This is a genomic window from Pedobacter nyackensis, from assembly GCF_900176505.1.
In the GTDB taxonomy this organism is placed as follows: Bacteria; Bacteroidota; Bacteroidia; order Sphingobacteriales; family Sphingobacteriaceae; genus Pedobacter; species Pedobacter nyackensis.
Genome location: NZ_FWYB01000001.1, coordinates 871,670 through 897,202, shown reverse-complemented (window position 1 = coordinate 897,202; position 25,533 = coordinate 871,670). Strand labels below are relative to the sequence as shown.

29 protein-coding genes are annotated in these 25,533 nt (G+C 40.3%); 10 read left to right on the top strand and 19 right to left on the bottom strand.

Annotation, left to right across the window (positions count from 1 at the left end):
• Positions 1 to 32: 32 nt before the first annotated feature.
• From B9A18_RS03815 to B9A18_RS03805, 3 genes are all read right to left on the bottom strand, one after another.
• Positions 33 to 1,604, bottom strand: coding sequence for a hybrid sensor histidine kinase/response regulator (locus tag B9A18_RS03815; RefSeq protein ID WP_084287323.1), 1,572 nt, complete (start codon positions 1,602 to 1,604; stop codon positions 33 to 35).
• Between the two features lie 32 nt (positions 1,605 to 1,636).
• Positions 1,637 to 2,857 carry a sensor histidine kinase gene (locus B9A18_RS03810; protein WP_084287322.1) on the bottom strand — a complete coding sequence of 407 codons (1,221 nt, stop codon included), beginning with the start codon at positions 2,855 to 2,857 and terminating at the stop codon, positions 1,637 to 1,639.
• 123 nt (positions 2,858 to 2,980) lie between these two features.
• Positions 2,981 to 3,448, bottom strand: coding sequence for an Lrp/AsnC family transcriptional regulator (locus B9A18_RS03805; RefSeq protein ID WP_084287321.1), 468 nt, complete (start codon positions 3,446 to 3,448; stop codon positions 2,981 to 2,983).
• A 150-nt stretch (positions 3,449 to 3,598) separates the two neighbouring features.
• On the opposite strand from B9A18_RS03805, the gene B9A18_RS03800 reads away from it, so the two are divergent.
• Together B9A18_RS03800 and B9A18_RS03795 are read left to right on the top strand one after the other, a co-directional pair.
• Complete coding sequence (locus B9A18_RS03800) at positions 3,599 to 4,729, top strand: histidine decarboxylase (RefSeq protein WP_084287320.1); 1,131 nt, start codon at positions 3,599 to 3,601, stop codon at positions 4,727 to 4,729.
• 190 nt (positions 4,730 to 4,919) lie between these two features.
• Positions 4,920 to 5,345, top strand: a complete 426-nt coding sequence (locus tag B9A18_RS03795; RefSeq protein WP_084287319.1) for an acyl-CoA thioesterase — start codon at positions 4,920 to 4,922, stop codon at positions 5,343 to 5,345.
• On the opposite strand, the gene B9A18_RS25135 is transcribed toward B9A18_RS03795, so the two are convergent.
• Entirely contained in the window at positions 5,346 to 5,507 is a 162-nt protein-coding gene (locus tag B9A18_RS25135) for a hypothetical protein (RefSeq protein WP_159452598.1), read from the bottom strand.
• A 77-nt stretch (positions 5,508 to 5,584) separates the two neighbouring features.
• On the opposite strand from B9A18_RS25135, the gene B9A18_RS03790 reads away from it, so the two are divergent.
• Complete coding sequence (locus B9A18_RS03790) at positions 5,585 to 6,175, top strand: hypothetical protein (RefSeq protein WP_235005224.1); 591 nt, start codon at positions 5,585 to 5,587, stop codon at positions 6,173 to 6,175.
• 125 nt (positions 6,176 to 6,300) lie between these two features.
• On the opposite strand, the gene B9A18_RS03785 is transcribed toward B9A18_RS03790, so the two are convergent.
• A complete protein-coding gene (locus B9A18_RS03785) occupies positions 6,301 to 6,816 on the bottom strand; it encodes an O-acetyl-ADP-ribose deacetylase (protein WP_084287443.1) in 516 nt (171 codons plus the stop codon).
• Between the two features lie 75 nt (positions 6,817 to 6,891).
• On the opposite strand from B9A18_RS03785, the gene B9A18_RS03780 reads away from it, so the two are divergent.
• Both B9A18_RS03780 and B9A18_RS03775 read left to right on the top strand, forming a co-directional pair.
• The gene (locus B9A18_RS03780) at positions 6,892 to 7,254 is read left to right on the top strand and encodes a DUF4180 domain-containing protein (RefSeq protein WP_084287318.1); all 363 of its coding nucleotides are present in this window, start codon (positions 6,892 to 6,894) and stop codon (positions 7,252 to 7,254) included.
• A gap of 7 nt (positions 7,255 to 7,261) precedes the next feature.
• A complete protein-coding gene (locus B9A18_RS03775; protein WP_084287317.1) occupies positions 7,262 to 7,813 on the top strand; it encodes a GNAT family N-acetyltransferase in 552 nt (183 codons plus the stop codon).
• Between the two features lie 6 nt (positions 7,814 to 7,819).
• Here the strand turns inward: B9A18_RS03775 and B9A18_RS03770 are convergent, their stop codons facing one another.
• Together B9A18_RS03770 and B9A18_RS03765 are read right to left on the bottom strand one after the other, a co-directional pair.
• Positions 7,820 to 8,224 carry a hypothetical protein gene (locus tag B9A18_RS03770; protein ID WP_144009386.1) on the bottom strand — a complete coding sequence of 135 codons (405 nt, stop codon included), beginning with the start codon at positions 8,222 to 8,224 and terminating at the stop codon, positions 7,820 to 7,822.
• 20 nt (positions 8,225 to 8,244) lie between these two features.
• Complete coding sequence (locus B9A18_RS03765; protein WP_084287315.1) at positions 8,245 to 8,793, bottom strand: GNAT family N-acetyltransferase; 549 nt, start codon at positions 8,791 to 8,793, stop codon at positions 8,245 to 8,247.
• 210 nt (positions 8,794 to 9,003) lie between these two features.
• Between B9A18_RS03765 and B9A18_RS03760 the strand changes: the two genes are divergently transcribed.
• Positions 9,004 to 10,149 (top strand): pyridoxal phosphate-dependent aminotransferase, encoded by a 1,146-nt coding sequence (locus B9A18_RS03760; RefSeq protein ID WP_084287314.1) that lies wholly within the window; start codon positions 9,004 to 9,006, stop codon positions 10,147 to 10,149.
• 174 nt (positions 10,150 to 10,323) lie between these two features.
• Positions 10,324 to 11,172 carry a prephenate dehydrogenase gene (locus B9A18_RS03755; protein WP_084287313.1) on the top strand — a complete coding sequence of 283 codons (849 nt, stop codon included), beginning with the start codon at positions 10,324 to 10,326 and terminating at the stop codon, positions 11,170 to 11,172.
• 33 nt (positions 11,173 to 11,205) lie between these two features.
• Here the strand turns inward: B9A18_RS03755 and B9A18_RS03750 are convergent, their stop codons facing one another.
• Entirely contained in the window at positions 11,206 to 11,466 is a 261-nt protein-coding gene (locus B9A18_RS03750; protein WP_084287312.1) for a putative signal transducing protein, read from the bottom strand.
• A gap of 174 nt (positions 11,467 to 11,640) precedes the next feature.
• On the opposite strand from B9A18_RS03750, the gene B9A18_RS03745 reads away from it, so the two are divergent.
• Complete coding sequence (locus B9A18_RS03745; RefSeq protein WP_084287311.1) at positions 11,641 to 12,486, top strand: NYN domain-containing protein; 846 nt, start codon at positions 11,641 to 11,643, stop codon at positions 12,484 to 12,486.
• 36 nt (positions 12,487 to 12,522) lie between these two features.
• Entirely contained in the window at positions 12,523 to 13,101 is a 579-nt protein-coding gene (locus B9A18_RS03740) for a YdeI/OmpD-associated family protein (RefSeq protein ID WP_235005223.1), read from the top strand.
• Between the two features lie 24 nt (positions 13,102 to 13,125).
• Here B9A18_RS03740 and B9A18_RS03735 read toward each other — a convergent pair whose 3' ends face one another.
• The 11 genes from B9A18_RS03735 to B9A18_RS03685 all read right to left on the bottom strand — a co-directional run bounded on the left by B9A18_RS03735 (position 13,126) and on the right by B9A18_RS03685 (position 24,980).
• A complete protein-coding gene (locus tag B9A18_RS03735; protein ID WP_084287309.1) occupies positions 13,126 to 13,824 on the bottom strand; it encodes a DUF2461 domain-containing protein in 699 nt (232 codons plus the stop codon).
• A 28-nt stretch (positions 13,825 to 13,852) separates the two neighbouring features.
• Entirely contained in the window at positions 13,853 to 16,015 is a 2,163-nt protein-coding gene (locus B9A18_RS03730) for a c-type cytochrome domain-containing protein (RefSeq protein ID WP_084287308.1), read from the bottom strand.
• A gap of 9 nt (positions 16,016 to 16,024) precedes the next feature.
• On the bottom strand, positions 16,025 to 17,050 hold the full coding sequence (locus tag B9A18_RS03725) for an NHL repeat-containing protein (RefSeq protein WP_084287307.1): 1,026 nt from the start codon (positions 17,048 to 17,050) through the stop codon (positions 16,025 to 16,027).
• A gap of 7 nt (positions 17,051 to 17,057) precedes the next feature.
• Positions 17,058 to 18,509: a DUF1501 domain-containing protein gene (locus B9A18_RS03720; RefSeq protein WP_084287306.1), complete on the bottom strand. Its 1,452-nt coding sequence runs from the start codon at positions 18,507 to 18,509 to the stop codon at positions 17,058 to 17,060.
• 3 nt (positions 18,510 to 18,512) lie between these two features.
• Complete coding sequence (locus B9A18_RS03715; RefSeq protein WP_084287305.1) at positions 18,513 to 20,831, bottom strand: PSD1 and planctomycete cytochrome C domain-containing protein; 2,319 nt, start codon at positions 20,829 to 20,831, stop codon at positions 18,513 to 18,515.
• A gap of 81 nt (positions 20,832 to 20,912) precedes the next feature.
• The gene (locus tag B9A18_RS03710; protein ID WP_084287304.1) at positions 20,913 to 21,392 is read right to left on the bottom strand and encodes a 3'-5' exonuclease; all 480 of its coding nucleotides are present in this window, start codon (positions 21,390 to 21,392) and stop codon (positions 20,913 to 20,915) included.
• 110 nt (positions 21,393 to 21,502) lie between these two features.
• Positions 21,503 to 22,303: a bestrophin-like domain gene (locus tag B9A18_RS03705; RefSeq protein WP_084287303.1), complete on the bottom strand. Its 801-nt coding sequence runs from the start codon at positions 22,301 to 22,303 to the stop codon at positions 21,503 to 21,505.
• Between the two features lie 54 nt (positions 22,304 to 22,357).
• Positions 22,358 to 22,819, bottom strand: a complete 462-nt coding sequence (locus B9A18_RS03700; RefSeq protein WP_084287302.1) for an NUDIX hydrolase — start codon at positions 22,817 to 22,819, stop codon at positions 22,358 to 22,360.
• A gap of 2 nt (positions 22,820 to 22,821) precedes the next feature.
• The gene (locus tag B9A18_RS03695) at positions 22,822 to 23,262 is read right to left on the bottom strand and encodes a pyridoxamine 5'-phosphate oxidase family protein (RefSeq protein WP_084287301.1); all 441 of its coding nucleotides are present in this window, start codon (positions 23,260 to 23,262) and stop codon (positions 22,822 to 22,824) included.
• Between the two features lie 66 nt (positions 23,263 to 23,328).
• Positions 23,329 to 24,111 (bottom strand): bestrophin-like domain, encoded by a 783-nt coding sequence (locus tag B9A18_RS03690; RefSeq protein ID WP_084287300.1) that lies wholly within the window; start codon positions 24,109 to 24,111, stop codon positions 23,329 to 23,331.
• Positions 24,108 to 24,980 carry a hypothetical protein gene (locus B9A18_RS03685; RefSeq protein WP_084287299.1) on the bottom strand — a complete coding sequence of 291 codons (873 nt, stop codon included), beginning with the start codon at positions 24,978 to 24,980 and terminating at the stop codon, positions 24,108 to 24,110. Before B9A18_RS03685 ends, B9A18_RS03690 begins: the two co-directional genes overlap by 4 nt.
• Positions 24,981 to 25,268: 288 nt before the next feature.
• On the opposite strand from B9A18_RS03685, the gene B9A18_RS03680 reads away from it, so the two are divergent.
• Positions 25,269 to 25,529, top strand: a complete 261-nt coding sequence (locus tag B9A18_RS03680) for a hypothetical protein (protein ID WP_084287298.1) — start codon at positions 25,269 to 25,271, stop codon at positions 25,527 to 25,529.
• The last annotated feature ends 4 nt before the right edge of the window (positions 25,530 to 25,533 follow it).

Genomic DNA, 25,533 nt, shown 5'->3' with positions numbered 1-25,533 from the left:
GAAAGGACTAACTGGTTACGGACTAGTGATGTTCATTTACGGGGGAGATGGATAGTGAAAACAGCTCCTTCGTCATTACCTGCAACGATGGTGCCACGATGTGCGGTAATGCATTGTTTTACAATCGCCAGCCCAAGTCCGGTTCCATTATTTATATTTGTGGTCACAAAGGCCTCAAAAACTGTTTTAATAATTTCTGGATCAATTCCAGGTCCATTATCCCGGATGATGATAGTCAACTGATCTTTTATTTCATCAGTACTTACTTTAATTCCGATAGCAGGATCGGCTATCTGTTTGTTTTGGAGGATCTCGAGAGCATTGTTTAACAAATTCATTACTGCCCTTTTTATTTTCCGCTCATCAAGCTGTGCAACCAGGTCAGCAGGAATATCCGTATGAATAACTACCTGCTGTTGGTTACCAGCACCCAGTGCAAGGTTCACCGCCGCATCAATTACGTGTTTAAGGTTTACGGTTTCTTTTTTCACCGGGCTTTCCCTAATAAAATCTAAAAAGTCTTCGAATATTTCGGAGGCCTGCACTGCACATTGATCCAGCATCGGGATCAAATCCTTTGGGTCATTTTCTTCCTGCATCATCGTAGTGATGATCCTCATATTTTTGATGGGCGAACGCAGATCGTGCATCACCATACCGATAGCCTTTCCTACGATAGAAAGTTTTTCTTTTTGGATTAGTTTTTCGGTTAGTTCTGCGTTTCTAATGGCCTGTGCCGCATTTTTTACAAACAATTTAAGCAAATACATTTTCTCTGTTTTCAGCTTCTCCTGTTTTTGTAGTACGGCAAAAACCGAGTAACTATCTAGCCGTGCCAGTACAAGTTCCTCCTGCTGCACTACCTCATCCGGCTCAATTTCAATAGTTTTCACCCTGGTAATCAGCTCATCCAGATTTATCTTTGAATCAATCGCACCAATGGAAAGTATTTTTTCGTAACTAAAATCTTCATTTAATTTACCCAGTAAAGCCATATCTGTACCCAGGGACATAGCCAGCTGTTCCAAAATATTCTTAAGCAAAGCGTTTAACTGGTGCTCGTTTAAACCAATTGAGGATATCGATTCAATCAATTTCTCCAGGCTACGCAATCGGTCGTAATCTGTTATTGCTTTGGTGGCCAGCAATATTATTTCCTCTGCTGCATAAGGCTTACAATGATAACCTACATTTTGCCCTGCCTTATCTACAATATCCTCTATGGAGCGGTCGCTGTAAGCAGTGATAAAAATAATTTCCGCCTGGCTGTCATGTTTACGGATTTGCATAGCCGTTTCCAGTCCATCCCAACCAGGCATCCTAATGTCCAGGAAAATTACCGCATAGGGCCGGTTTGCAGCTTTCGCCTTTTTTACCATTTCCACCCCATCCATTCCATTGGCAGCTTTGTCAACAGTAAAAACAGGGATTTTACTGGCGCGAGGAATCAGTATTTCTTGTGGGGTATCAAATAAAATGCTAGCTGCTTTACTAATCTTACTGTCTATTACGGCAACTTTCCGGGGCAACAATATTTCTTCAATATTATCACGTACCATTTCTTCATCGTCGATTACTAATACGGATGTATTTACTTGGCTCATTATAAAATATTTAGGGAGATGAATTGATAAACTTAGCTGGCAAACCTGATCAGGGTAGTTGCACCCTGGCCAGTGCCTTCGCTATGCACATCTATGGAGCCTGCATGGCTCTCTATAATAGACCTGCAATTGTACAGACCCAGACCGGTCCCTGTGTCTTTAGTTGTAAATCCCCGCTCAAAAATCCTGGCAGCCGTATGGGTATCAAAACCCTTTCCGGTATCCTGTATGCGTAGTTGTAGCAGTTTATCTTTAAACTGTAAATCAATAGTAATTCTCTTTTGGGGAGCATCCATGTCAATTGCCTCTACACTGTTCTTCAGCAAGTTTAAAATCACCTGCATCAATTTGGTGCGATCACCTTTAATCATTGGCATTTGCTCAGCAGCATTAAAACTAAGGGCAATCCCCTTTTTATCATAAGAAGCGAATAGCATAGACTGGCAATCGTGAACAATCTCTTTCAGGTTAACCGCTTTGCGTTCCGGTGCACCATGACCAGTTACATAGTGACGTTGTATGGCCAGGATTTCCTGAATATGGCTGATGATATTGAGCTGTTCGGTAATGGAGCCATTGGTTTCTTCGTAGCTATCTTTTTGCGTTTTGGCAATCCCTTCCATTAAATTCACCAGCGCTTCTGCCTTTTCCTGCCCCAACACGGTGCTTAAAGCAATTTGCTGTCCTTTTAGGAACAGGACTACATTTTGCAGGTTCGCCACATTGTTCTGTTCCATGGAACGACTGATACGTGTTAAATAAGAGCCAAAACCAACTACAGCATTACCTATATCGTGCAATACTTCAGATGCAATTTCGAATTTCCCCTGTGCCACGGCACTATCCAGATTAGCCTGTTGCATGGCTTTTTCTTCCAGATACTTATTGGTAAGGTCTTCAAAGCCAACGATGATACAATCCTCAAACATTTTAGTAACGTTGAACTGGAAATGCTTTTCAGATAGGTTGTTTGGAAGAGGTAGTTTAAAATTATGCAAATGGTTGTAAATGATCTGCCCCATGGGTTCTTTGTAATCCCGAATTTTCTGGGAAATCCCCGGGAAGATACGGTCCAGAATTGGGTAAATATTCTCTGCATCAATTTCGTAAATCTCACATATAGGATTTAGTAAGGCCTGCCCCATTAAATTCAACCTTATCATTTTGCCATCCTGGTCAATTTCAGCCAATCCCATCGGCGCATAAGTAAAAATGGTATTGAACTTTTGTTCGGAAAGATCTGATTGCTCCATAAGACGCTTGATTAATAAATAACAACACTGCACCTACCGATGCATTAATAACAATCTAGTGTTTTTAATCTGGATATAAGTTTATTTGTGCTTCGTATCTCATAGTAATAGTGATTTATTATCCTACCCTATTTCAATCGCTGTATCTTTTTTAAGCTCCTTCAGCACAAAGCTACTACTCAGATTAGATATGTTTGCAATAGATGATATTTGTTCAATTACAAACGTATGATAAGTATTTACATCTTCCACAGCTATTTTAAGAAGATAATCGCTACTTCCGGCGATACACAATACTTCAAGCACCTCTTTAAACTTAATGATGGATTGCTCAAATTCCTTTAAAGAAGCGATAGACTGCTCTTTAAGCGTTACGGTACAAATAACCATCAAATGCTTTCCAAGCTTCTCGCGGTTAACCAGCGCTACGTACCGATCAATATACCCCTCCTTCTCCAGCTTCTTAATACGCTCATAGGTCGGTGATTGACTGAGTCCGATCCGACTTGCGATTTCCTTTACATGCAGGGATGAGTCTCTTTGCAAGAGGTTTAGGATTTTTATATCCATTAAGTCTAGTGCCGATGCCATAGTATTTCCTTTAAATGAAGATTTAAAGAACAAAATAAGTTATTTAATCTGATCAAATACATATTAACAGAAGTATTTCCTGAATATTTCTTATTAGTAGACAATTAATCCACAATTTCTCAATTTTGCAATACCAAATACTAAGAAATAATGCTTCAAAAAACTGATAGTGAAAGATTAAATGCCTACATGAAAAAGGCGGAAGAACGTTCTAAATATTTTATCGGTTATCCTATAGCACAGGATTTTGATTATTCAGAACTTTACCCCTTATTAAAACTTCCTTTAAATAACGTGGGTGATCCACAGGTGGAATCAACTTACGACCTGAACTCCAGATCTCTTGAACAGGAAGTTCTTCGTTTTTTTGCGGATTTATTCCATGCACCGACCGACAATTGGTGGGGATATGTAACCAATGGCGGCTCGGAAGGAAACCTGTATGGTTTGTATGTGGCACGTGAGCTCTATCCAAACGGAGTAGTTTATTATTCAGAGGCTACACATTATAGTGTGCAAAAAAACATTCAATTGCTGAACTGCCAGAGCATCGTTATCCGCAAACAGGAAAACGGCGAAATGGACTATGAAGATTTGCGCCAGATGGTACAGATGAACCGGGATAAGCCTGTCATTATTTTAGCCAATATCGGCACTACGATGACCGAAGCTAAGGATGATCTAAGTCGTATTAAACAAACGCTGGCTTCTCTGGCTGTAAAAAATCAATATATTCATTGTGATGCCGCACTGGCAGGAACTTACAATGCATTGTTAAACCTTGAACCGGGATTTGATTTTCAATATGGTTGCGACAGTCTGGCCATAAGCGGACATAAATTTATTGGTTCACCTATTCCTTGTGGTGTAGTGCTGGTAAAGAAAAATTACAAAGAACGCATAGGCAAGGCTATTCCTTATATTGGCACCGTAGATACAACTATCACCGGAAGTAGAAATGGCCACAGTCCTATATTCATGTGGTATGCTATTAAAAAACTGGGTATAGAAGGTTTGAAAAAACGCGCGATAGAGAGTTTGGAAACCGCACAGTATGTGCTTGGCCGACTTAAAGAAATGGGTGTTGATGCCTGGTGCAATCCATCGGCCCTAACAGTAGTGTTCCCTGCCCCCTCTTTAGCTCTAAAAGTAAAATGGCAACTGGCTACAGAAGATGGCATGAGCCACCTGATCTGCATGCCGGGTATCAGCAGAGCGAAATTTGATGAGTTCTTAACAGATTATGCCTTATCATTGTCAATGGAAAAATTGGCTGTATAAATACTAAAAGCCATTCCTGTTAAAATCAGGAATGGCTTTTTTACTATTATACCTATATTGTAATCAGAAGCAGCATACCCATAATTATGAAACCATCATAAGCATACCGCTTACAAATAGCAATTTAATATACTTATGATAGCTTCATAACCAATAAAAAACAAACCCTATAACGAATAATTATACACTAATGAAAAACCTAAGCTTAAGATGGTCAGATTTAGATGCTAATTTTCATCTTCGACACAGTAGTTACTACGATCTTGCTGCACAAGAGCGTATAGAGATATTAGATCAATATGGCATCACTATAGACATGATGAAAGCGCAAAATGTTGGTCCGGTTCTCTTCAAGGAGCAATGTGAGTTCAGAAGAGAGATTCATCTTAACTCGAAGGTACATATCATCACTAAACTTCTAAAGATGAAAAGGGATGGCTCGTTCTGGATCATTCAACACGAATTTCTTTCGGAGCAGGATAAACTCCATGCCATTATCAAAGTTGAAGGGAGTTGGATTGATACGGTTAAAAGGAAATTAGCCAGACCTGTACCAGATGCGATACTTTCCGGACTGGAAAATTTCCCAAAGACCGAGGATTTTGAGTACTTATAGTTATTTATCTCCCTCTACCAAGTCATTATCTTCTAATGCCTTATTATAACCCTGGGTAAATTTAATACTACCCCAGGCAGTTAACATCAGCACGATATCCTCATCTTTTAAGGGACCAGAAACCTGATTCTGGCAATACACTAAAAATTCGTTTTCTGTCATAATTGGCGCAATTTAATAATTTTTGTGCTCCTGTAAGGGCATGCAGCAAAGAATCCGCCCTCAGCATCAGCTCTGGCATGAAAGTAGTACTCCTAATGATAGCTAATCAAAAGACCATGAATTTACCATCGTTAAAACGGGTTAATTTTAAAAAAATGAGAACGGATGTCCGGGAAGCCTTTAAAAACCTAGCCGAAGGCGGTTTTAAGAAGATCTTTAATCAGATCGACCAGTTAGGCATCAAAAAGGGTGTTGATACCATGGGTATTGATAAGTTTATCAATCAATGTGCATTAATGGCTGCAGGCTCTGGTGTGGTTACCGGTGTAGGTGGAATTAGCACTATGCTGATTGGCACACCCCTGGACCTGATCAACCTGATTACTCAGCAGTTCAGGGTAACGCTCGCTATTTCTTACCACAACACAGGGAAGTACAAAATCAGTTTTGAAGACTTTTTCAAGATTGTAGCATCCTCTCTTAAGGCCGATACAAAATTGGCCATCAGTAAGAACATCATGGAAGAAGTTGCGGAGAAAATCCTGGTTAATCTTGGCTCCAAAGCAAGTCGAAGGTTAGTCCCGGTGGTAGGCGCTGTTATTGGCGGGACAGTAAATTATTTGTTCATTAAGGGAGTAGCGAAGGAATTGAAAAAGAATAAAATTTAAATAAAACAAAGCGGGGAACGATCCTACCGACCTTTCCCCGCTCATCTAAATTAACGCTCTCGTATATAATACGATGGTACATTAAAAATATTGTATCCATATGTATTTTTTTTTAGGGCAAAACCTCAGCCTGACTCCTTTTTCAACAAATCGTAATTCTCGTCATCAAAACAAACAAAAACCACTTCTTCGATCTCATGATCTTCAGCTAAAAAGGTTTTAACCGTATCCATAGCTATTACTGCAGCCTGAGCCTTCGGATAACCATAAATACCAGTACTGATACTTGGGAATGCTATGGTCTTACAATGATTTGCAACAGCCAGTTTTAAGGACTCCTGATAACAAGAAGCCAGCAGTTCTGCTACTTTCCCCTTTCCTGAATTATAAACAGGACCTACAGTATGAATTACATATTTAGCTGGTAACCTACCCGCACCAGTAATCACTGCTGCTCCTGTTTTACAACCACCTTGTTTAGCAACGATTTTTCTACAGTCTTCAAGAATAGCAGGTCCACCTGCCCGATGTATTGCTCCATCCACGCCACCACCTCCCATTAAAGAAGAATTCGCCGCATTCACTATCGCATCAACAGCTATACTGGTAATGTCTCCTTTGATTACTTTTATTCTATGCATAGATAAGATAACATTCCAGGCCTTTTTTTGATTTGAAATAATGTCTATTTTGCGCAAAAGAAAATCAATTACGCCATGAATATTGAAGTTCACCAGTCTGATTCAAGTAAAATAGCCGAAGTCATCTCCGAAGATGTCCTGATCAGCAATCCTGAGGATGGGTTGCAATTGCTGGCAGATCTCTACTATCAGGAATTTGATAAAATTATTGTTTACGAAAAGAATATTGCGCCCAATTTCTTCGACCTAAAAACCGGTATAGCTGGAGAGATTCTTCAAAAGTTCTCCAATTATCGTGTACAGCTAGTCATCATTGGCGAGTTCAGCAGTTACCCGGGGCAAAGTATTAAAGATTTCATCTATGAAAGCAACAAAGGCAGACAGGTTAACTTTTTAACCTCATTACCACAAGCTGTAGAGAAGCTTTCTAAAAATTAAACTTATCATGCTCAACATCATTCTACCGAAACTACCTGAACTCGAAACAGAACGTCTTATTTTACGCGAACAACGCATCTCTGATGCTCCTGTACTCTACGATCTGCGTACCAATGAACAGGTTATGCGTTATATTGACCGCCCGACCCCAAAAAATGTAGAAGAATCACAGCAGGTCATACAAAGCATTAATGACAATTTCAATAAAGGGGCCAATCTGATCTGGGCTATTACTTTAAAATCAAATCCAGAGTTAATGATCGGGAACCTGGGCTTTTGGCGAACAGATCTACCCAATCATAGAGCAGAGATTGGTTATATGCTGCAGCCTGATTACTGGCGAAAAGGCATCCTCTCTGAGGCCCTGAGCAAAGTGATTGATTTCGGATTTAACGACGTAAAACTACACTCCATATGCGCAAATATCAATCCTGCAAATGAAGCCTCCCGTTCATTGCTATTGAAGCATGGTTTTGTTAAAGAAGCATATTTCAGAGAAGATTATTACTTCGAGGGCAAGTTCCTGGATAGTGAGATCTATGGTTTGCTAAAAGCATAGATCTCACTACATCTTTTCGCCCCATGGCTCCAGGTATTCCAGTTGGTCACCCATCTTTTGATAGGGTAAGTAATATACCTCAAGAGCGTCATAAATACCTTTAACCTTCGCTACTACTACATCTATCCCAACAGGAAATTGTTCGTTTTTAACCCGGGCATTATAGACGATTGAATAAGCCGTTATATTTCTGGAAGCCAGTTGATCATCGAAATCCTTTTGTATATGCTCAATAAGCACCTCGCTAACTGGGAACTCATCCCCATCATGAACTAATCTTTGAGAGATATTCCCCCTATAGTCCATAAATACTCCAAATGGGAAGAACTCCTGTTGTCCTTCCAGAAGAGATTTTGCTAATGAATAACTGTAATTTAAAAGCTCGGTGACTTGAATAGGTATTGAATTCATAATCATTAAAGGTAAACAATCTAAGTAGTCGCCGCCAACCATTCATCTTTCAACATGGCAAATAGTACTAAATCCAGAAACTTCTCACCAACCAGTTCCGCCTGTCTTAGAACCCCCTCCTGCTGGAAGCCCAACCTCCTTGGAATAGCCTGACTTTTCGCGTTGGTTGTTGCAGCTTTTATTTCAATTCGTTGCAATCCGAGCTCACCGAAACCATAATTGATCACCGCAGTACAGCAACGCGTCATGATTCCTTTCCCCTCAGCATCTTTACTTAACCAATATCCAATGGCCGCATTTCTATTGCCCATGTTCAAATAATGCAGTCCTATTCTGCCTACCACTTGCTCATCTAACATGATCACAAAGCTAACTTCCATTTTCTGATGGTGCATAGACTCACAGTTCTGAATATATGCTTTGAAATCATCCACCGACTGCATAGCTTCCACCCAGGGTAAAAACTCCGATAAATGCGCTCTATCATCATCTACAGCATGGAATAAATCCACCGCGTGTCTTTCCGCTGTCAGCTCTAATTTTATATGTTGATCAATTATTATGGTCATATTTTAATCTTTGTATCTGGATGTTGCGGTATAAATATAATGTAACTAATATCCCGCTCTATATCATTTTCCGATTAAAAGAAACGAATATTAACCAGCAGTTCAATATTATAATAAAAATCAATACTTTAGGCTAAAAAATCACCGGGGATTATATTCAACCTTATTGATAAAGCGATATATGATCACCTTGATATATAATATTCAATCATGATTGCAAAAAGACTGGAGGGAATTAGCGAATACTACTTCTCCCAAAAACTGAGAGAAATTGATTCCCTGAATAAAGAAGGAAAGAACATCATTAATTTAGGTATTGGCAGCCCCGACCTTCCGCCCCATCCCGATGTGATCAGGACGTTGCAGGAAGAGGCTGGGAAAACGGGTGTGCATGGTTATCAGGGCTACAAAGGCATACCTGCATTGCGACAAGCCTTTACAGACTGGTATCAACGCTGGTATAAGGTAAGCTTAGATCCTGATACCGAATTATTGCCACTTATGGGTTCAAAAGAAGGCATCATGCACATCTGTATGACCTATCTGAATGAAGGTGATGAAGCATTAATCCCTAATCCTGGTTATCCTACATATAGCAGTGCCGTTAAACTTGCAGGTGGCAAACCGGTGAGTTACCTCTTACAGGAAGAGCAGAACTGGTATCCGGATCTGGAGGCTTTGGCCGCAACAGATCTGAGCAAGGTGAAGCTGATGTTTGTGAATTACCCACATATGCCTACAGGCCAACCGATAAGTGCCGACTTGTTTAAAAATCTGGTACAGTTTGCAAAGGAGAATCATATCTTGCTGGTGCATGACAATCCATATAGCTTTATCCTGAATGATAATCCTGTAAGTCTTTTGGAGGTACCCGGTGCCAAAGAAGTCGTATTGGAGCTAAACTCTTTAAGCAAATCGCATAATATGGCAGGTTGGCGGATCGGTATGCTTTGCGGATCGAAAGAGCGGATCGAGGAAGTATTAAGGTTCAAGAGCAATATGGACAGTGGTATGTTCATGCCTCTGCAACTCGCGGCAGCTAAGGCATTAAGCCTTGGGCCTGACTGGTATAGTCATATTAATAGCATTTATTCAGAAAGAAGAGCTAAAGTATACCAAATACTGGATATTCTGGGTTGTACATATGAGCTTAAACAAGTTGGCTTATTTGTGTGGGCAAAAATCCCTGATCAATATGAAGATGGCTATGCGCTAAGCGATAAAGTTCTTTATGGATCAAACGTTTTCCTAACCCCGGGTGGTATATTTGGAAGTCAGGGCAATCGATACATCAGGATCAGTCTTTGCGGCGATCTTTCCCGTTTTGAACAGGCAATAACCCGAATCAGTAAATAACATTAAAAACGCTTACATTAATAATTGAATTAAATAATGAAACCTGCATAAGCTTATCGCTTACAAACCGAAATGAACCGAGCTTGCGAGCTCTTGAACACAAGAAACAAATAGATACTCGTGAAAAATAAGCTTATGCAAGCTTCATAACAATTAAAAAACATATATATACTAATGAAAATAGCAGTAGTCGGCCTTGGACTTATTGGTGGCTCCATGGCTTTGGTTTTAAAGCAAAAAGGCTTTGCCACAAAAGTATTTGGTGTGGATAACCAGGAGGCACATACAAAAAAAGCACTCGAACTCGGGATTATAGATGAAATAACGGACCTCGACAATGCAATAGCCAACAGTGACCTGATTATATTAAGTGCACCGGTAAGTGCCTGTGCAGCATTATTACCTCAGGTTTTGGATCAGGTAAAACACCAGATCGTACTGGATACCGGTTCGACTAAAATGACTTTATTGGACGCAGTAAAAGGGCATGCCAACAGAGGCAGGTATATAGCTTCTCACCCAATGTGGGGTACGGAATTCAGCGGACCGGAAGCTGCTACAGACCAAGCTTTCACTGGTCGGGCAAATGTGATCTGCAATGCATCAGAAAGCGATAAAGATGCTTTAGCCGCGGTAGAACAATTATACACCGTGCTCGGCATGTACAATGTGTATATGGAAGGAATAGATCATGATGTGCATGTGGCCTATGTGAGTCATATTTCTCATATTACTTCCTTTGCTTTGGCCAATACCGTATTGGAAAAAGAGAAAGAAGAAAATGCCATATTTGAACTAGCCAGTGCTGGTTTCGAAAGTACAGTAAGGCTGGCAAAAAGTAGTCCTGCTATGTGGATGCCCATCTTTAAGCAGAACAAGGAAAATGTACTTGATGTATTAAATGAGCACATTACTCAGCTCAGAAAATTCAAATCCTGCATTGAAAAAGAGAATTGGGCGTATCTTACGGAGTTAATGGAAAATGCGAACAAAATCAAACATGTGCTGGACAGAGAAGAATAATAATTAGGGCCACGGCCCTACCCGTTCCATTTTTTATGGTTGCTCATCTTCAGGAGTAGCTTCGTTATATTCCTTTATTAAGCTCCTGGCCGATTCATAATTATCGGTTGGGACGACAATTGATACTGGGTTTGCACCACCCGCAACAACAGCAAAGGGTTCTAAACTTCCCATCAATGCATTCCTTAAAAAGGACTGAATTTCATGCTCTGCAAGTAATTGCTGAATAAGTGCTCCTTGCCAATAATCACCATTGAATACTTCCGTAAAATCTGTTCTATTCTCGTGATTCATATGAGTTGAGATTTATTTTATTGTACTAACAACAAAATCTATTTATTGTTACGATCACAACTTATTAATAGTAAATTCTGGCATGTATCTTATCTTTACGTACAGTAATCCCTATGGGGATGTTTAATTAATTTTGATATTCTTATCTTTAAGAAAATCACCAGCACCAGGCTTATGAAAAACGAGAGAGACCTAAAACTCGCCGTACTAATAGATGCAGACAATGTACCTTATGCCAATGTCAAAGAGATGTTCGAGGAGATCGCCAAATACGGTACGCCAACATTTAAAAGAATATATGCTGACTGGACCAAACCCACGGTTTCGGGATGGAAAAAAGTACTGCTGGAAAATGCCATCACCCCCATTCAACAGTACAGCTATTCCAGCGGTAAAAATGCAAGCGATAGTGCACTAATTATTGATGCCATGGATATCCTTTATACGGGAAAAGTGGATGGCTTCTGTATCGTTTCCAGTGACAGTGATTTTACCAGATTAGCCACCAGACTTCGGGAAGCAGGGATGAAAGTAATTGGTATCGGTGAGAAGAAAACCCTCGCTCCTTTTATCACTGCCTGCGATAAATTCATCTATATTGAAATCCTGAAGCCAAAACTGCTGCCTGTGGAAGACAACAGTACAATACAGACTGCTGCAAGCATTAAAACTCTGGAAATGCAACCTTTGAACAAAGTTGATCCTGGAATTATCAGACTCTTTGCAGATAGCATTACTGATCTGGCAGATGAAGATGGCTGGGCGTATCTTGGAGATTTTGGCAATCTAATGATGAAGAAAAAACCGGATTTCGACTCCAGGAATTATGGTTTTTCTAAATTGCTGCCTTTAATAAAAAGCACCAACCGTTTTGAAGTGGACGAAAGAGAAAGTGGAAAATCGAATGTCAAGCACATCTATATCAGGAAACTCACTCAGCCATTACCTGAACCTGCAATTCCAAAGGCCAGCCACAAAAATAAAGCGGGCAAGGTAACTAAACGCCAGACTGGACGATAGAAATTATTTAAATGAACATAAATAACAAAGCTTAAAATGAATCCTAAGGTCGATTTTTATTTTAGTAAAACCGAAAAGTGGCAGAAAGAACTGGAGAAATTGAGAATGATCGTTCTTGACTGCGGGCTGAACGAAGAATTGAAATGGGGTACTCCCTGTTACACTTTTCAAAAAAGTAACATCGTATTAATACATGTATTTAAAGAATATTGTGCGCTTTTATTTTTCAAAGGAGCCTTGCTAAATAATGCCAGCGGCATTTTAATCCGACAAAGCGAGAACACGCAAGCGACCCGTCAGATTCGATTCACCAATGTTCAGGAAATAGCTGAGCATGAGGCCACCCTGAAAGCCTATATTTATGAGGCGATTGAAGTAGAAAAAGCCGGCTTGAAAGTAGAATTCAAAAAGACTGCAGAATTCGGCGTCCCTGAAGAATTTCAAAAGAAATTAGATGAAATTCCGGCCATTAAAACCGCTTTCGAAGCATTAACGCCGGGACGGCAAAGAGCATATCTTCTACACTTCTCTCAACCCAAACAATCCAAAACGCGGGAGTCGAGGGTCGAAAAATACATACCGCAAATCCTAATAGGGAAGGGATTAAATGATTAGTAAATTCAAGGAGAGAACAAATATTTATACGCTCAATCCGTTGATATCAGTCGTCAACACCTCGCTCATATAGTCAAAAAACGGGCGCATATTTCTAAATGTCTGCCCTACCTCTTTTAGAAAATCTGCACTTAGGACTTCTTCATCAGAAAACTTTCGGATAAGCAGAAACTGCTTAAAGCGCAAAAGATCTATAGCCTCAGAATTCGCATCGAAACCTTTAGGAGTAGTTTTTAATTGCTCTCCTTTTAACTTTTCAAATGTTGAAATAAATGACGCACTGTTTAAGATTTTTCTCAATGGTGCTGAATCAAATGAAATATCTTCTCGTATCAGCTTCAGATCATTAGCATTTGGCCCCCAAAAACCTCCCCCAACGAAACTGTTACCTGCTTCGATATGAAAATAGTATCCACCCCTACGATATTTTGTTGCACGTCTAAAGCTTCCACTCCAATATGTTTTGTATGGTGTTTTATCTTTAGAAAACCTGGTATCCCTATAAATGCGATACACACTTTTGGCACCCGAAGGGGTCTCTATCACATCGTGAATATTGAGTTCTTGTAATAATGCTTCTGCAAAAGCCACAACCATCCCCTGTTCGTGTTGAAATTCCTCCTTATTGGAATTAAACCAATCCCTGTCATTATGACTTTTTAGCTTGTTTAAAAAAGTAAGGTTGGATGGGAATAGCTGAGCTTTATTTGTAGACGACTGCACGGCCCTAATATATAAAATTTTAATCTTTCTAATTCAAAAGTATCTCATCGATAAATACCCATGCAGGCTCTCCTTTACCAGGATGCCAAATCGGAAGTTTCTTCAAGTTTTTAGCAACAATCTTCAGATAGGAAATACTTTGGGTTTTAAACTTCGCTTCTACTTTTATCATGGCCCGTTCTGCATCCTTCCTGGTTGCTTCTGGTTTTACACTACCTAATAAACGGAGCTTATTTTTTTCGGAACCTCCCCAAATCTCTACGGCTACAGGAGGAAAAATATATGATCCAACCTGCCTCATCACATTTAAAACTACCGACTGCATCATTACGGGGCGCTTGAAAAACAATAAAGCTTCCAGATTATTATACCTAAAGCCAACCCATTTACCGGAACTGAACTCATAATCACCAAACTGATGATCGGAAAGAACTTTTACGGCCTCCGCCTTATACTGATCAGCCGGCGGCAGCAGAAACAGCATACTGTCTGCTTTGTAACTACTCTTGTAGACATTAGTACTAATGGTCTCGCTTCCATACCATCCAGCTTTGTAAGCTTTCGCCTTAATGGTGGTACTTTCATTGAGCAGAATCTGTTTATCAAACAGGTTGGATTTCAAACTGTCAGGCTCCGAACCATCTGTAGTATAGCGGATTTGAACTCCACTAATCGGGTGCTTCAATAGCAAGGCCAGCGATGTTTTGAAAACAGCGACCTCATTAATTATCCGCGGTTGATTTAACCGGATTGGATTTTTACCGTCATCTTTAAAACCGCCGATTACACTAAGATTCTTTTTCGATTTTTGCAATCGCTGCAGCTCCGCATCACTAAATCCGGTATTCCATAACATCAGTTTTTTAAGACTGTTTATCCCCATTATAGGCTTCACAGTACTAAAATTCACTTTAGTACCCGATAAAGACAGGGTACTTAAATGTTTCAAAGCTTGTAAATCTTTTAACCCTACTCCGGTAATATTGGTAAAATTAAGGTTCAGCGTTCTCAGGTTTTCAAAACGGGCAATAGTTTTCAATTCCTCATCACGAATCGGTAATCCCTTCAGATCCAGGGAAACAATCTGCTTTTTAATCTCTTCCAGCTCTTTCAATGCCTCAGGCTTGTATACACTTTTATTGTAAATATTCACCGCCAATGCCGGAGATTCCTTCGCTAATGCATATACAATCCGATAATTATTGTTCAGTTTTTCAATCGTCTTTTCATCCGCAGCGGCAAAGCTATACTTTTGTTCAGTAGCAGCAGGAGGTGCCAAAAAGGTAGTTGCCAAAATCCTTAAAGAATCTTGTGCCGGTAAATCAACCACCTTCTTCTTTAACTCCCCATTACCTTTAATCCACAAGTTCAAAAGCGCTATTTCTTCATTACTCAATTGATTTTTCCCTTTTGGGGGCATGTGTTTTTTATCGTCCATAGGAAGGTGGATCCGTTCCAGCAACAAGCTGATTTCCGGTTTCCCAGATACAAACAACTTTCCGCTTTTACCTCCTTTAATGATAGCCGCAGCATTATCCATCATCAAACTTCCTTTTGCTTTTTCCGGATTATGACAACTCAGACATTTTTCAGAAAAAACAGGCAATATCACATCTTCAAATATTTTGGCCTGCGCCAGGGGTACCTTAGGTAATTCCTTAGCCGCTGTTACAGGTTGCAGTACGAAATTATCCCCATGGGTTAATGATGCCCCATAATGACCGGCAGCAATTAAGCAAAGTATGGTCATGATTGCTCCTACTCTGGCCAGCGTGACTTTATACCAGGAAGTATTCCTGCTCCAGTATATGATGGAAGCCATAAAAACGAGACCTACCCCCGTCCATTTATGCCATTGCAGCACACTTCCAGAATAGCCCTCCTCCTTGGAAAGCAGCAGCCCCATTATGACTGTCACCGCAGATAAAAGAGCTCCGGAAAGCAAAAGACCAGTAGTAAAACTCTGGTATAAAGGCTCCTTAAGATAAGCTTCTTTAAATCGGAAAAACTCCAATAACATAGCCAGCATCAGAATCACTATTGGAAAATGCAGGATCATCGGGTGCATTCTTCCAAAGGACTGTAACCAATGAGGAATAACTAATTTATCACTAAAAGCGAGTAAAAAGAGGATAAAAATGTTTGCCGCAAACAGCGCATGCGCTGCAAAACCTTTAAAAGTTATGCCCATAAATAAAAACTATACCCTGGTAAATTTATAAGGATAAACTTTCCCTGAAGCCCATTGGGCTACATACAAGTTATCATCGTTGTCAACACATACATCATGTGGATTCCTTAAAATCTTTTCAGCCTGACTCATGGGCTGCAATATTCCTTCTTTATATACTGGCGCACTGCCCCCAATATTGGAAACCACCTTATTGTCCTTGTTTAGGATTGTAGTAAAACCACTTCCATCCTGGTTCAGATCCGGCGAACGGAGCACAGCAGCATAGAGATAATCATTTTTTATTACAGGTCTGCAAACGCAAGCTCCGGGAAGTTGGATGATTTCTTTTAAATTGCCCTGCATATCAAAACGTTTGAAACAATTCCGGGTACGATCGGTAACCAGCAGTGTTGGTGCTCCATTTCGATGATCAATACAAACTCCATGAGCATTGTCCAAATGTTTGGTTTCTGGCCCCTTACCACCAAAGTAACTCAAGAGTTTACCATTGGCATTATAGTGAAAGACATATTGCAAGCCATAACCATCTGCGACAAAGAAATCCCCGTTATCGGCTACAGCCGTCTCCGTTGGGACGAACTCCTCCTTCTTTTTATATAAACCGGTCTCCATTGGACAGTCAATGGTCATTAGGATCTTTCCGTCCATAGTGGTTTTATATACCTGATGCCTGTCCGTGTCTGTAATAAAAAGATACTCCTTACCGTTTTCTTTGGCCAGAGTAAGCCCATGTGCACCAGGAAATTCATGCCCCCACGAATCCATCAGTTTCCCGGATTTATTATAGATAAGAATATTGTTTTTAGTCTCGTTGGTCAGTAAAATAATCCTCCCCTTCCCATCCTGAACCATCTCATGACAATCTTTTACCGGATGTTGTAATGGATTTAGCTGTCCCCATTTTACATCCAATCTGTAACGCATATCGTTATGCCCATAAACAGGTCCTGTTGGCTTTGCATACAAGTCCTTTGCAATGAAAAAGCTTGCCGAAATGATGGTAGTGTTTTTGATAAATGTTCTTCTTTGCATAAATATTTTAGATTAAAATGTCTTTTACGACCTTCCCTGAAACATCCGTCAGCCTATAGCGACGGCCAAGGTGTTTAAATGTCAGTTTCTCATGATCCAGCCCAAGCTGATGAAGAATCGTAGCCTGAAAATCATGCACATGTACTGGATTTGAGATAACGTTATAGCCAAACTCATCCGATTCGCCATATACGATTCCTGGTTTTACCCCTCCTCCGGCCATCCAGATACTAAAGCAACGCGGATGGTGGTCGCGGCCATAATTGTCTTTTTTCATCACACCCTGACTGTAATTCGTGCGGCCAAATTCGCCACCCCAGATCACCAATGTTTCATCCAGCAATCCTCTTTGTTTCAGGTCGGTAATCAATGCCGCCGAGGCCTGGTCCACATCTTTCGCCTGTCCGGCCATTTCCGATGGAAGGTTACCATGCTGATCCCAGCCCTGATGATAAAGCTGTACGAATCGAACTCCATCCTCACTTAATTTTCTCGCCAGTAAACAATTCGCAGCAAAAGTTCCGGGAACCAGGCAATCCGGCCCGTACAATTTAATGATATCGTCCGGTTCTTTGCTGAGATCTGTAGTCTCCGGTACCGCAGTTTGCATCCTGTAGGCCATCTCGTACTGCTGCACTTTTGCACTAATCTCCGGATCACCAAATTCCTGATAAGAGATGTCGTTTAATTCCGCCAGGTGATCCAGCATCTTTCTCCTTTCAAATCTGTTCAGTCCTTCGGGATCTTTCAAATATAACACCGGATCTTCTCCACTACTAAATTGTACACCCTGATGGGTAGAATCCAGAAATCCATTCGTCCAAAGTTTGGAGTATACCCCCTGACCATTTCCTTTACCTCTTGAAAGCAATACCGTGAATGCAGGCAGGTTTTTATTTTCACTACCCAGGCCATAACTCAACCATGCTCCCATACTAGGTCTATTACCCTGCTGGGCACCAGTTTGAAAGAAGGTCAAAGCCGGATCATGGTTGATGGCCTCTGTATGCATAGATTTGATGATACATATATCGTCCACCACCTTTGCTGTATAAGGAAAAAGGTCACTTATCCATGCTCTGGAATCGCCATACTGCTTAAAATCATAGTAGGATCCCACCAGTGGGAAGGAAGCCTGATTAGCAGTCATACCAGTTAACCTTTGCCCGGCACGGATAGACGCAGGAAGCTCCTGCCCCATCATTTCCCTTAGCTTTGGCTTGTAATCAAAGGATTCCAGCTGTGAGGGGGCTCCATTTTGGAACAGGTAAATCACTCGTTTTGCCTTTGGTGCAAAATCAGGAATTCCAGGAGGAAGACTGCTTTCGTCCATCCCACCTGTAAATAGATCAGGGATAAGTAAGGAGCCCAAAGCCACGCTGCCAAGACCTAAACTTAACCTGGATAAAAAACGGCGTCGGTTAAAATTAAGCCCGTGTTCTAAAAAATCCTTTTCCATATATCAGGTTTTTGTAATGGTTTCTTCTAAATTATAAATGGTGGTCATAACCTGCATCATTGCTGCCAGATTGCGCTTATTGATTTTCTCAGGAATTGGATATTCTCCGACGGCCAGTACTTTTTCTATCTGCGATTTTTGCTGAAAAACCTTTAGCTGATCAGCATAATAACTATTAAGTACCTTAATTTCCTTTTCGTTAGGATTCCTGCACACAATCAAACGGAATGCTTTAACCAACTTCGTCTGAACAGCACTGTTTTCGAGTAATAACCTTGCTGCTAAAACACGTGAGGCTTCCAGTACAGTAGGGTCGTTCAACATGACCAATGCCTGCAAGGGGGTATTCGTATTTAATCGTTTTACTTCACACTGGTCTCGGTTACTTGCATCAAAAATACTCATCGTGGGTGGTGGTACAGTACGCTTGATAAAGGTGTATATGCCCCTTCTGTATAAACTACCTTCATGGTCCTGTTTGTAATTCGTCAGAATCCCGCGGCCTGAGGTAGCTGCTTCCCAAAGCCCTGCAGGCTGATATGGCTTTACACTTGGACCGCCAATGGTTTTCACCAGCAGACCGCTACTTGCCAGCACTACATCCCTAACTGATTCTGCCGGAATACGGTAACGCGGTGCCCTGGCCAGCAGCAAATTTTCGGGATCTGTTTTTAATTTGTCTGCGGAGATTACTGCCGACTGTCGGTAAGTGGCCGAACTAACGATCTGCTTCACCAAACGTTTGATGTTCCAGCCATGGTTCATAAAATCTACCGCCAACCAGTCCAGCAGTTCCGGATGAGAAGGCAATTCTCCCTGCATCCCAAAATCCCCGGAAGTTTTCACAATACCCCGACCAAAAAACTCTTGCCATACCTGATTCACAAAGACCCTTGAAGTCAATGGATTTCGTTTATCAAACAACCATTTAGATAATCCCAATCGATTTTTAACATTCTGACTGCCGAAAGGCAATATGGATTTAGGTGTTCCTGCCTCTACTTCCGTACCATGGTCATCATACACACCTCTGTTCAGAATGAATGTTTTTCTGAGCGTGTCCCTATCGCCCATCACCGAAACAATGAGTTTACTCGTATCTTGCTTATTTACAAAAGTGAGTATCTTTTTAACATCCTCGTTGCTAATTTCCATCAGCGGTTTTTTCGCATAAGTCTGAGGCCCGCCAACAGTGGACTCCAGGCCAACTTCTTTTACATTATTAAAGAAAGCAAATACCTGATAGTATTCCTTTTGGGAAAAGGGATCATATTTATGATCATGACAGTGGGCACACTCTAAGGTAACTCCCAATAATGCCTTGCCAAAGGCATTTGTACGATCAGTTACATACTCTACACGGTATTCTTCATCAATTACCCCACCTTCTTCCGTAATTTTATGGTTCCGGTTAAAGCCGGTAGCCAACAGCTGCTCTTTAGTCGCATTGGGCATAAGATCTCCTGCCAATTGCCAGGTAATAAACTGGTCATAAGGCATATTCTTATTGAAAGCGTGAATCACCCAATCTCTCCAAGGCCATTGAGAGCGGTAATTGTCGTCCTGATAACCATGGGAATCAGCATAACGCGACACATCCATCCAATGAAGGGCCATTTTTTCACCATATGCCTGACTTTGCAGCAATGATTCTACAACTTTCCCATAAGCATTATTACTGCCGTCGGTCAGGAATTTATCCATCAACTCTATGCTCGGAGGTAAACCGGTAAGGTCGAGGCTCAGCCTTTTTAATAATCTTTCTTTATCTGCTTCCGGATTGGGCTTTACTCCATTCTGTTCCTGCTTTTGCAGGATAAAATAATCAATCTCATTCCTTACCCAATCTTCATTTTCAACTTTTGGAATACCTGGAGTTCTGGGAGGATTAAAGGCCCAGTGCCGCTCATACTTTGCTCCTTGTTTAATCCATTTCTCTATCACAGAAATTTCACGCGAGGTCAGCTTAAGATTGGAGGACTTTGGTGGCATGATCAGGGCAGAATCAGTTGCAGAGATCCGTAGAAAAACCTCAGATGCTTTAGGTTTAAAAGGCACAAGAGCATGTCCTGAAGGTTTTTCCTTCAAGGCTTTATAAGCTTCTTCTGCAATATCAAGTCTTAAGCCCGCTTCCCGTTTATTCGCATCGGGCCCATGACAGATAAAACACTTGTCTGACAGGATGGGTCTAACATGAAAATTGTAGCTGATCGTATCCGGTATTTGCGCTTCGATACTCTGACTACCAGATGAATTGCAGGCTTGTATAGCAAATACAATCCCCGCAAAAGCCAGCATTAAATAAAATAGCCTGAGGTACATACATGTATATTTGGTTAATGTAATATATACAATATCCCCCTACTAATACAATAGATTATTCTTTCAAAAAGATGGATAATTCTATTTTATTCTTTTCAAATACATTTTATACAATTCTGCGCAGGCCAGCGCATCACTCAACGCATCATGGTGGTTTAACGGAATCCGGTATTCCTGACACAAGGAAGACAATTTTTGCCCATAAATTTTATAGGTACACTGCTTATTGTACACGGGTTGTGCAATTTGGTAATAATCCAAAGTTTGTGAAAGACAGCTAAAATCAAAAGCACCATTGTGAGCTACTACAACCTGCCCCTGAATAAAATGAGAAATTTCAGTCCAAACAGTCGAAAAATCAGGAGCTCTGCGAGTTCGTTCAGGAGTAATACCATGAACTTCAATGTTCCTATAAAAATAATAATTATCAGGCGGACACACCAGTCGGTTAATGGTCTCCTTTATTATCCCATTTTCAACACGTACCAGGCCAACCTGACAAATACTCCAGCGCTTACCATGAGCAGTTTCAAAATCAATTGCAGTAAAATTATGCTCCATATCAGCGTTCCTTAATCAGTTATCTTACAAAGATGTCAAAATTCCTTTGCCTCCCTCAACCTGAGGTCACAATTTGTGACTTGCTATTTAGCCATCGTATAAGCTTCTAATTATTTTGAGCTAAGATCCTCCTTTACATGCAACTCTTTATAAAGTGTCGCCATCGGAGCTTGATTCAATTTTGTAATCTGACTCTCCGGGCGGTCTAAAGACAGAATTAAAAACACCACAGATGCGAAAATAATAGCTATAAAAATGGCGAGAATGAGGCTTTTTTTACCGGAAATTCCAAGATGATAACCAAGCAGAAACATTGAAAATACGGTGACTACAAATAGCACCCACAAAATAGCAACAGGAATACGATACTCAAATGTAAATACTATTCGCTTGTTATAGATCTCGACAAGACCATTTACCGATGATATATATAGAGAATAAGCCTCAGAACTACGATCTTGTACTGCTAATGCTTCTGAGTAACTCCAGAGAGAATCAAGGATGATTTGAGTTTGCAATTTTGCATTTTCCAATGTTGCAGGTGACATATCTTTTGCCAGGTCAACGCGTACGTCAGTATACGTAACTAAATGCTTTCTGGTAGCGGATCGATATGGTTCAGGAATTAATCCAGCTTGTAAATAAGTGGTCCTGATGGTAGTGACTTCATCGAGTAAAAGTTCTTTTCTGCTGCTATACCGGGTGTCAACAATTTGAAAAGTAAATGCCAGCATAAAAGCAAGAAGTCCCAACGCAGATCCTACAACCGACCCAATTGGAGAGTCGTTTAGTTTTCCCGATTTAGCCCTTATAAACAAACCATAATACTTACCTAAAAGCAGTGGGATCAATACACTGCTAAATGGAATCATAAACATTCCAATCATCTCTAAAAAACTTACCTTAACCATAGTTCAATTGAATTAGTTACATGTATATTTTGAAGGGAATCATGGATAGACCAATCAGAATCCAAGGATATCCCCCAGTTCTTCCAGGAAAGATTGTTGCCGCTTATTAATAAACTCCTTTGCTTCCGACAGCGAAAACCAGCCGGCTTTATCTATCTCAGGGAACTCAATCCTTTTACCGGATTTGGGTGGCCACTCCAGTGTAAAAGTATTACAGGTAATTGCCGTTTCATCCAGATCGCCACGAACTGCCCAGGCATGCACAATTTTCCCACCCTTCTGAACCACAGCGCTCAAAACTATAAAATCGCCAGCGGGTAGATAGCCGGTCTCCTCCTTAAACTCCCTTAAAGCAGTTTCCAAAGCCAGCTCTCCCGGCAATAGCTCACCCTTAGGCACCGTCCACCATCCCCTATCCTTATTGCGAAAAAAGGGGCCGCCCGGATGAACGAGGAGAACCTCCGGTGCAGTATTTTTAATCCTGTATAATAAAATACCGGCACTTTCTTTAGCCATAATTAATCCTCATGGGACTCGAAGCGCCCGGTAACTTCGGTTATTCTAATGCGATAGACAATAAGATTGTTGTGCAGATCAACATCAATACCATGAGATGATTCTTCTGATGGCTTATTTGTAAGTGGCATAATCCTATGTATAATGGCCTGCATAGCCTGTTGCCTTTCTTCTCCATTGAGTTCCTCGAAAACTCCCCACAGAATTACACTTCGCCATCTAAAGGTATCTGCTATCTCATCCACCTGTAAGCATACTTTGGGATTTATGCGCATCATCTCAATTTTCTTACCGCTACCCGAATGTGCATATATCGAATCATTCCTATATACATAATTAATCGGGACAATATAGGTTTCGTCATTTGCATGGCATCCCAACCTTCCAATAACCTGTCTTTGAAGGAGGTCTATAATTTGCTTTTTACCTAAGTTTCCGAGCATATCTATTTATTGTTATATTACAAAATGAGCAACACTCTAATATACCAGTTTTTTGATGGATGAATCTTACTTTGCAAGTAACTCTTTATAAAGTGATATCATTGGAGCTGGATTCAATCTCGCAATCTTCATTCCAGGACGGTCTAAAGCCAGAATTAAAAACATCACAGAAGCAAAAACGATAGATAAAAAAATGGCTAGAATGAAATTTTTTTTACCGGAAATTCCAAGATGATAACCAAGAAGAAACATGGAAAATATAGTGACTACCCACAGAACCCACAAGATGGCAACAGGAATATGATACTCAACTGTAATTATTATTCGCTTGTTATGAATCTCAGCAAGTCTATTTACTGATGAAATAAACATTGAATAGGCTTCAGAACTACGATCTTGCACTGCTATTGCTTCTGCGTAACTCCAGAGTGAGTCAAGAACTAATTCATTTCGCCTATTTGAATAAGCTAATCTTACGTCTGTAAGATTTTTTGCCAGCTCAACATGTGCATCCGTAAATTCAATTAATTGCTTCCTGGAAGCGGATCGATAAGGTTCGGGAATTAACCCCGCTTGTAAATAAGTGGTCCTAATAGTAGTTATTTCTTCAAGTAGATGTTCTTTTCGACTGTTATACCGATTGTCAACAATTTGAAAAGTAAATGCAAGCATAAAAGCAAGAAGTCCTAGTGCTGATCCTACAACCGACCCAATTGGAGAATCGTTTAATTTCCCCGCTTTAGCCCTTACATACGATCCATAATACTTACCTAAAAGCACTGGGATTAATACACTACTAAATGGAATCATAAACATTCCTATTTTCTGAAAAACACTTACGTCAATCATAGTTTTATTGAATTAGTATGTGGATACCTTGGCATGCGAATGACTCCTTCATCAGATAGCAGCACATTAAGCGTTTTTGACTTCAATATTTTTTTGATGGTGGTTTTACGCCCATTCAGGTAAACTCGGTTTTGTATTAGTCTGATGCCATGGCTGTAATCTACCCAATCATACTTATGACCATTATACAGGGGTTGAATAGCCTTGTTATCTGGCTTATGCCAACCGTAAATAACCACTCTTAATGTGCCGTCTGCAGCTATAATTTTATTCGATATGATTACGTCTTTTTTATTTCCGGCAACAAGACTGCCCGGTTTTGCATCTATCCTATCCAGCTGCTGATGTACCAGCTTATTGTGATCTTCAAACACCGGAACGGTCATCATCCTTATTGAAGGTGGGATGGGTTCTGGCGTTAATTTAAAAATGGCAGACTGGTAAATCCGGTTAGACATTTTTCGGGTAGGAAGACTGCAATTCAGCTTATCCGCTATCTTTTGTGCTGATGCTGCCGTTAATGGTGCGTAAAAATAATCCTTATCCGACCCAATAGCCAGGTAATCGGGTGCCACAAAGTACTTGATAACAAACTGCTTTCCTTCAATCATTGCGGTATCTATAACAGGCAAAAAGCTACGATAAAAATCCGGCACATTACCCTGTTCAACCTCTTCTAACATATGTTGTTCCCGCGCAGAAACAGAAATCTGGGAATCGCGGATAGAGGCTGCAAATGCAGAACCCGTTAAAGAATTTTCAGGGCGTTGGGCTATGCTTAAGTGCTGGGCATTACCAGAAAAAGCGATAAGGGTTGAAAGAAAAAATAACAAGATTACCAGCTGTTTCATCATGATTATTGCCTTCATTCGTTATTGAATCCATACAAAATGTATTTCGTATTGAAAATTGATCGCATTCATTGAAACATGAATAAAAATAACGCTCTTATAAAGATAATCAATAACGTTCAAATTTGTTACACGATATTAATCAACATCTTACATTTCTATTTCTATTTTTTGCTTAATTTAGAGTCCAGCTTGTGCTTCGAGAGAAATGAAATAATGACCTATTCAAGCACAATTATTAAAAGCGAGTAACGTTTAAGTTGATAATAGTTAGAATTTATTACACCAGTGACAATCCCTTATTTAATGAAAAAACTGAGATCAAAAGTAGTAAAAGCACTTAAAAGAGAATTCACCTTCGAATGTATTATCTCTTCCAGAATGAACCAGGTTATCTTAGACGTTAAGAATATAGATTTTGAACAGCACCTCGGACTGTTGCTGCAGCAGACGCAGTATATTATTGACAGATGTTTTCCTCGTAGGGAAGATAACCTATGTCTTGTCATTCGGGAAATCGGCGGAACAAACGAGAACAAATTTAAAATCTGGAAGTCCGTTTATTAGTATA

What these genes read in the sequence shown, in the direction of transcription:
- B9A18_RS03815 (WP_084287323.1), bottom strand. Translation starts at nt 1,604, where the DNA reads ATGAGCCAAGTAAATACATCCGTATTAGTAATCGACGATGAAGAAATG.
- B9A18_RS03810 (WP_084287322.1), bottom strand. Translation starts at nt 2,857, where the DNA reads ATGGAGCAATCAGATCTTTCCGAACAAAAGTTCAATACCATTTTTACT.
- B9A18_RS03805 (WP_084287321.1), bottom strand. Translation starts at nt 3,448, where the DNA reads ATGGCATCGGCACTAGACTTAATGGATATAAAAATCCTAAACCTCTTG.
- B9A18_RS03800 (WP_084287320.1), top strand. Translation starts at nt 3,599, where the DNA reads ATGCTTCAAAAAACTGATAGTGAAAGATTAAATGCCTACATGAAAAAG.
- B9A18_RS03795 (WP_084287319.1), top strand. Translation starts at nt 4,920, where the DNA reads ATGAAAAACCTAAGCTTAAGATGGTCAGATTTAGATGCTAATTTTCAT.
- B9A18_RS25135 (WP_159452598.1), bottom strand. Translation starts at nt 5,507, where the DNA reads ATGACAGAAAACGAATTTTTAGTGTATTGCCAGAATCAGGTTTCTGGT.
- B9A18_RS03790 (WP_235005224.1), top strand. Translation starts at nt 5,585, where the DNA reads ATGAAAGTAGTACTCCTAATGATAGCTAATCAAAAGACCATGAATTTA.
- B9A18_RS03785 (WP_084287443.1), bottom strand. Translation starts at nt 6,816, where the DNA reads ATGCATAGAATAAAAGTAATCAAAGGAGACATTACCAGTATAGCTGTT.
- B9A18_RS03780 (WP_084287318.1), top strand. Translation starts at nt 6,892, where the DNA reads ATGAATATTGAAGTTCACCAGTCTGATTCAAGTAAAATAGCCGAAGTC.
- B9A18_RS03775 (WP_084287317.1), top strand. Translation starts at nt 7,262, where the DNA reads ATGCTCAACATCATTCTACCGAAACTACCTGAACTCGAAACAGAACGT.
- B9A18_RS03770 (WP_144009386.1), bottom strand. Translation starts at nt 8,224, where the DNA reads ATGAATTCAATACCTATTCAAGTCACCGAGCTTTTAAATTACAGTTAT.
- B9A18_RS03765 (WP_084287315.1), bottom strand. Translation starts at nt 8,793, where the DNA reads ATGACCATAATAATTGATCAACATATAAAATTAGAGCTGACAGCGGAA.
- B9A18_RS03760 (WP_084287314.1), top strand. Translation starts at nt 9,004, where the DNA reads ATGATTGCAAAAAGACTGGAGGGAATTAGCGAATACTACTTCTCCCAA.
- B9A18_RS03755 (WP_084287313.1), top strand. Translation starts at nt 10,324, where the DNA reads ATGAAAATAGCAGTAGTCGGCCTTGGACTTATTGGTGGCTCCATGGCT.
- B9A18_RS03750 (WP_084287312.1), bottom strand. Translation starts at nt 11,466, where the DNA reads ATGAATCACGAGAATAGAACAGATTTTACGGAAGTATTCAATGGTGAT.
- B9A18_RS03745 (WP_084287311.1), top strand. Translation starts at nt 11,641, where the DNA reads ATGAAAAACGAGAGAGACCTAAAACTCGCCGTACTAATAGATGCAGAC.
- B9A18_RS03740 (WP_235005223.1), top strand. Translation starts at nt 12,523, where the DNA reads ATGAATCCTAAGGTCGATTTTTATTTTAGTAAAACCGAAAAGTGGCAG.
- B9A18_RS03730 (WP_084287308.1), bottom strand. Translation starts at nt 16,015, where the DNA reads ATGGGCATAACTTTTAAAGGTTTTGCAGCGCATGCGCTGTTTGCGGCA.
- B9A18_RS03725 (WP_084287307.1), bottom strand. Translation starts at nt 17,050, where the DNA reads ATGCAAAGAAGAACATTTATCAAAAACACTACCATCATTTCGGCAAGC.
- B9A18_RS03720 (WP_084287306.1), bottom strand. Translation starts at nt 18,509, where the DNA reads ATGGAAAAGGATTTTTTAGAACACGGGCTTAATTTTAACCGACGCCGT.
- B9A18_RS03715 (WP_084287305.1), bottom strand. Translation starts at nt 20,831, where the DNA reads ATGTACCTCAGGCTATTTTATTTAATGCTGGCTTTTGCGGGGATTGTA.
- B9A18_RS03710 (WP_084287304.1), bottom strand. Translation starts at nt 21,392, where the DNA reads ATGGAGCATAATTTTACTGCAATTGATTTTGAAACTGCTCATGGTAAG.
- B9A18_RS03705 (WP_084287303.1), bottom strand. Translation starts at nt 22,303, where the DNA reads ATGGTTAAGGTAAGTTTTTTAGAGATGATTGGAATGTTTATGATTCCA.
- B9A18_RS03700 (WP_084287302.1), bottom strand. Translation starts at nt 22,819, where the DNA reads ATGGCTAAAGAAAGTGCCGGTATTTTATTATACAGGATTAAAAATACT.
- B9A18_RS03695 (WP_084287301.1), bottom strand. Translation starts at nt 23,262, where the DNA reads ATGCTCGGAAACTTAGGTAAAAAGCAAATTATAGACCTCCTTCAAAGA.
- B9A18_RS03690 (WP_084287300.1), bottom strand. Translation starts at nt 24,111, where the DNA reads ATGATTGACGTAAGTGTTTTTCAGAAAATAGGAATGTTTATGATTCCA.
- B9A18_RS03685 (WP_084287299.1), bottom strand. Translation starts at nt 24,980, where the DNA reads ATGAAGGCAATAATCATGATGAAACAGCTGGTAATCTTGTTATTTTTT.
- B9A18_RS03680 (WP_084287298.1), top strand. Translation starts at nt 25,269, where the DNA reads ATGAAAAAACTGAGATCAAAAGTAGTAAAAGCACTTAAAAGAGAATTC.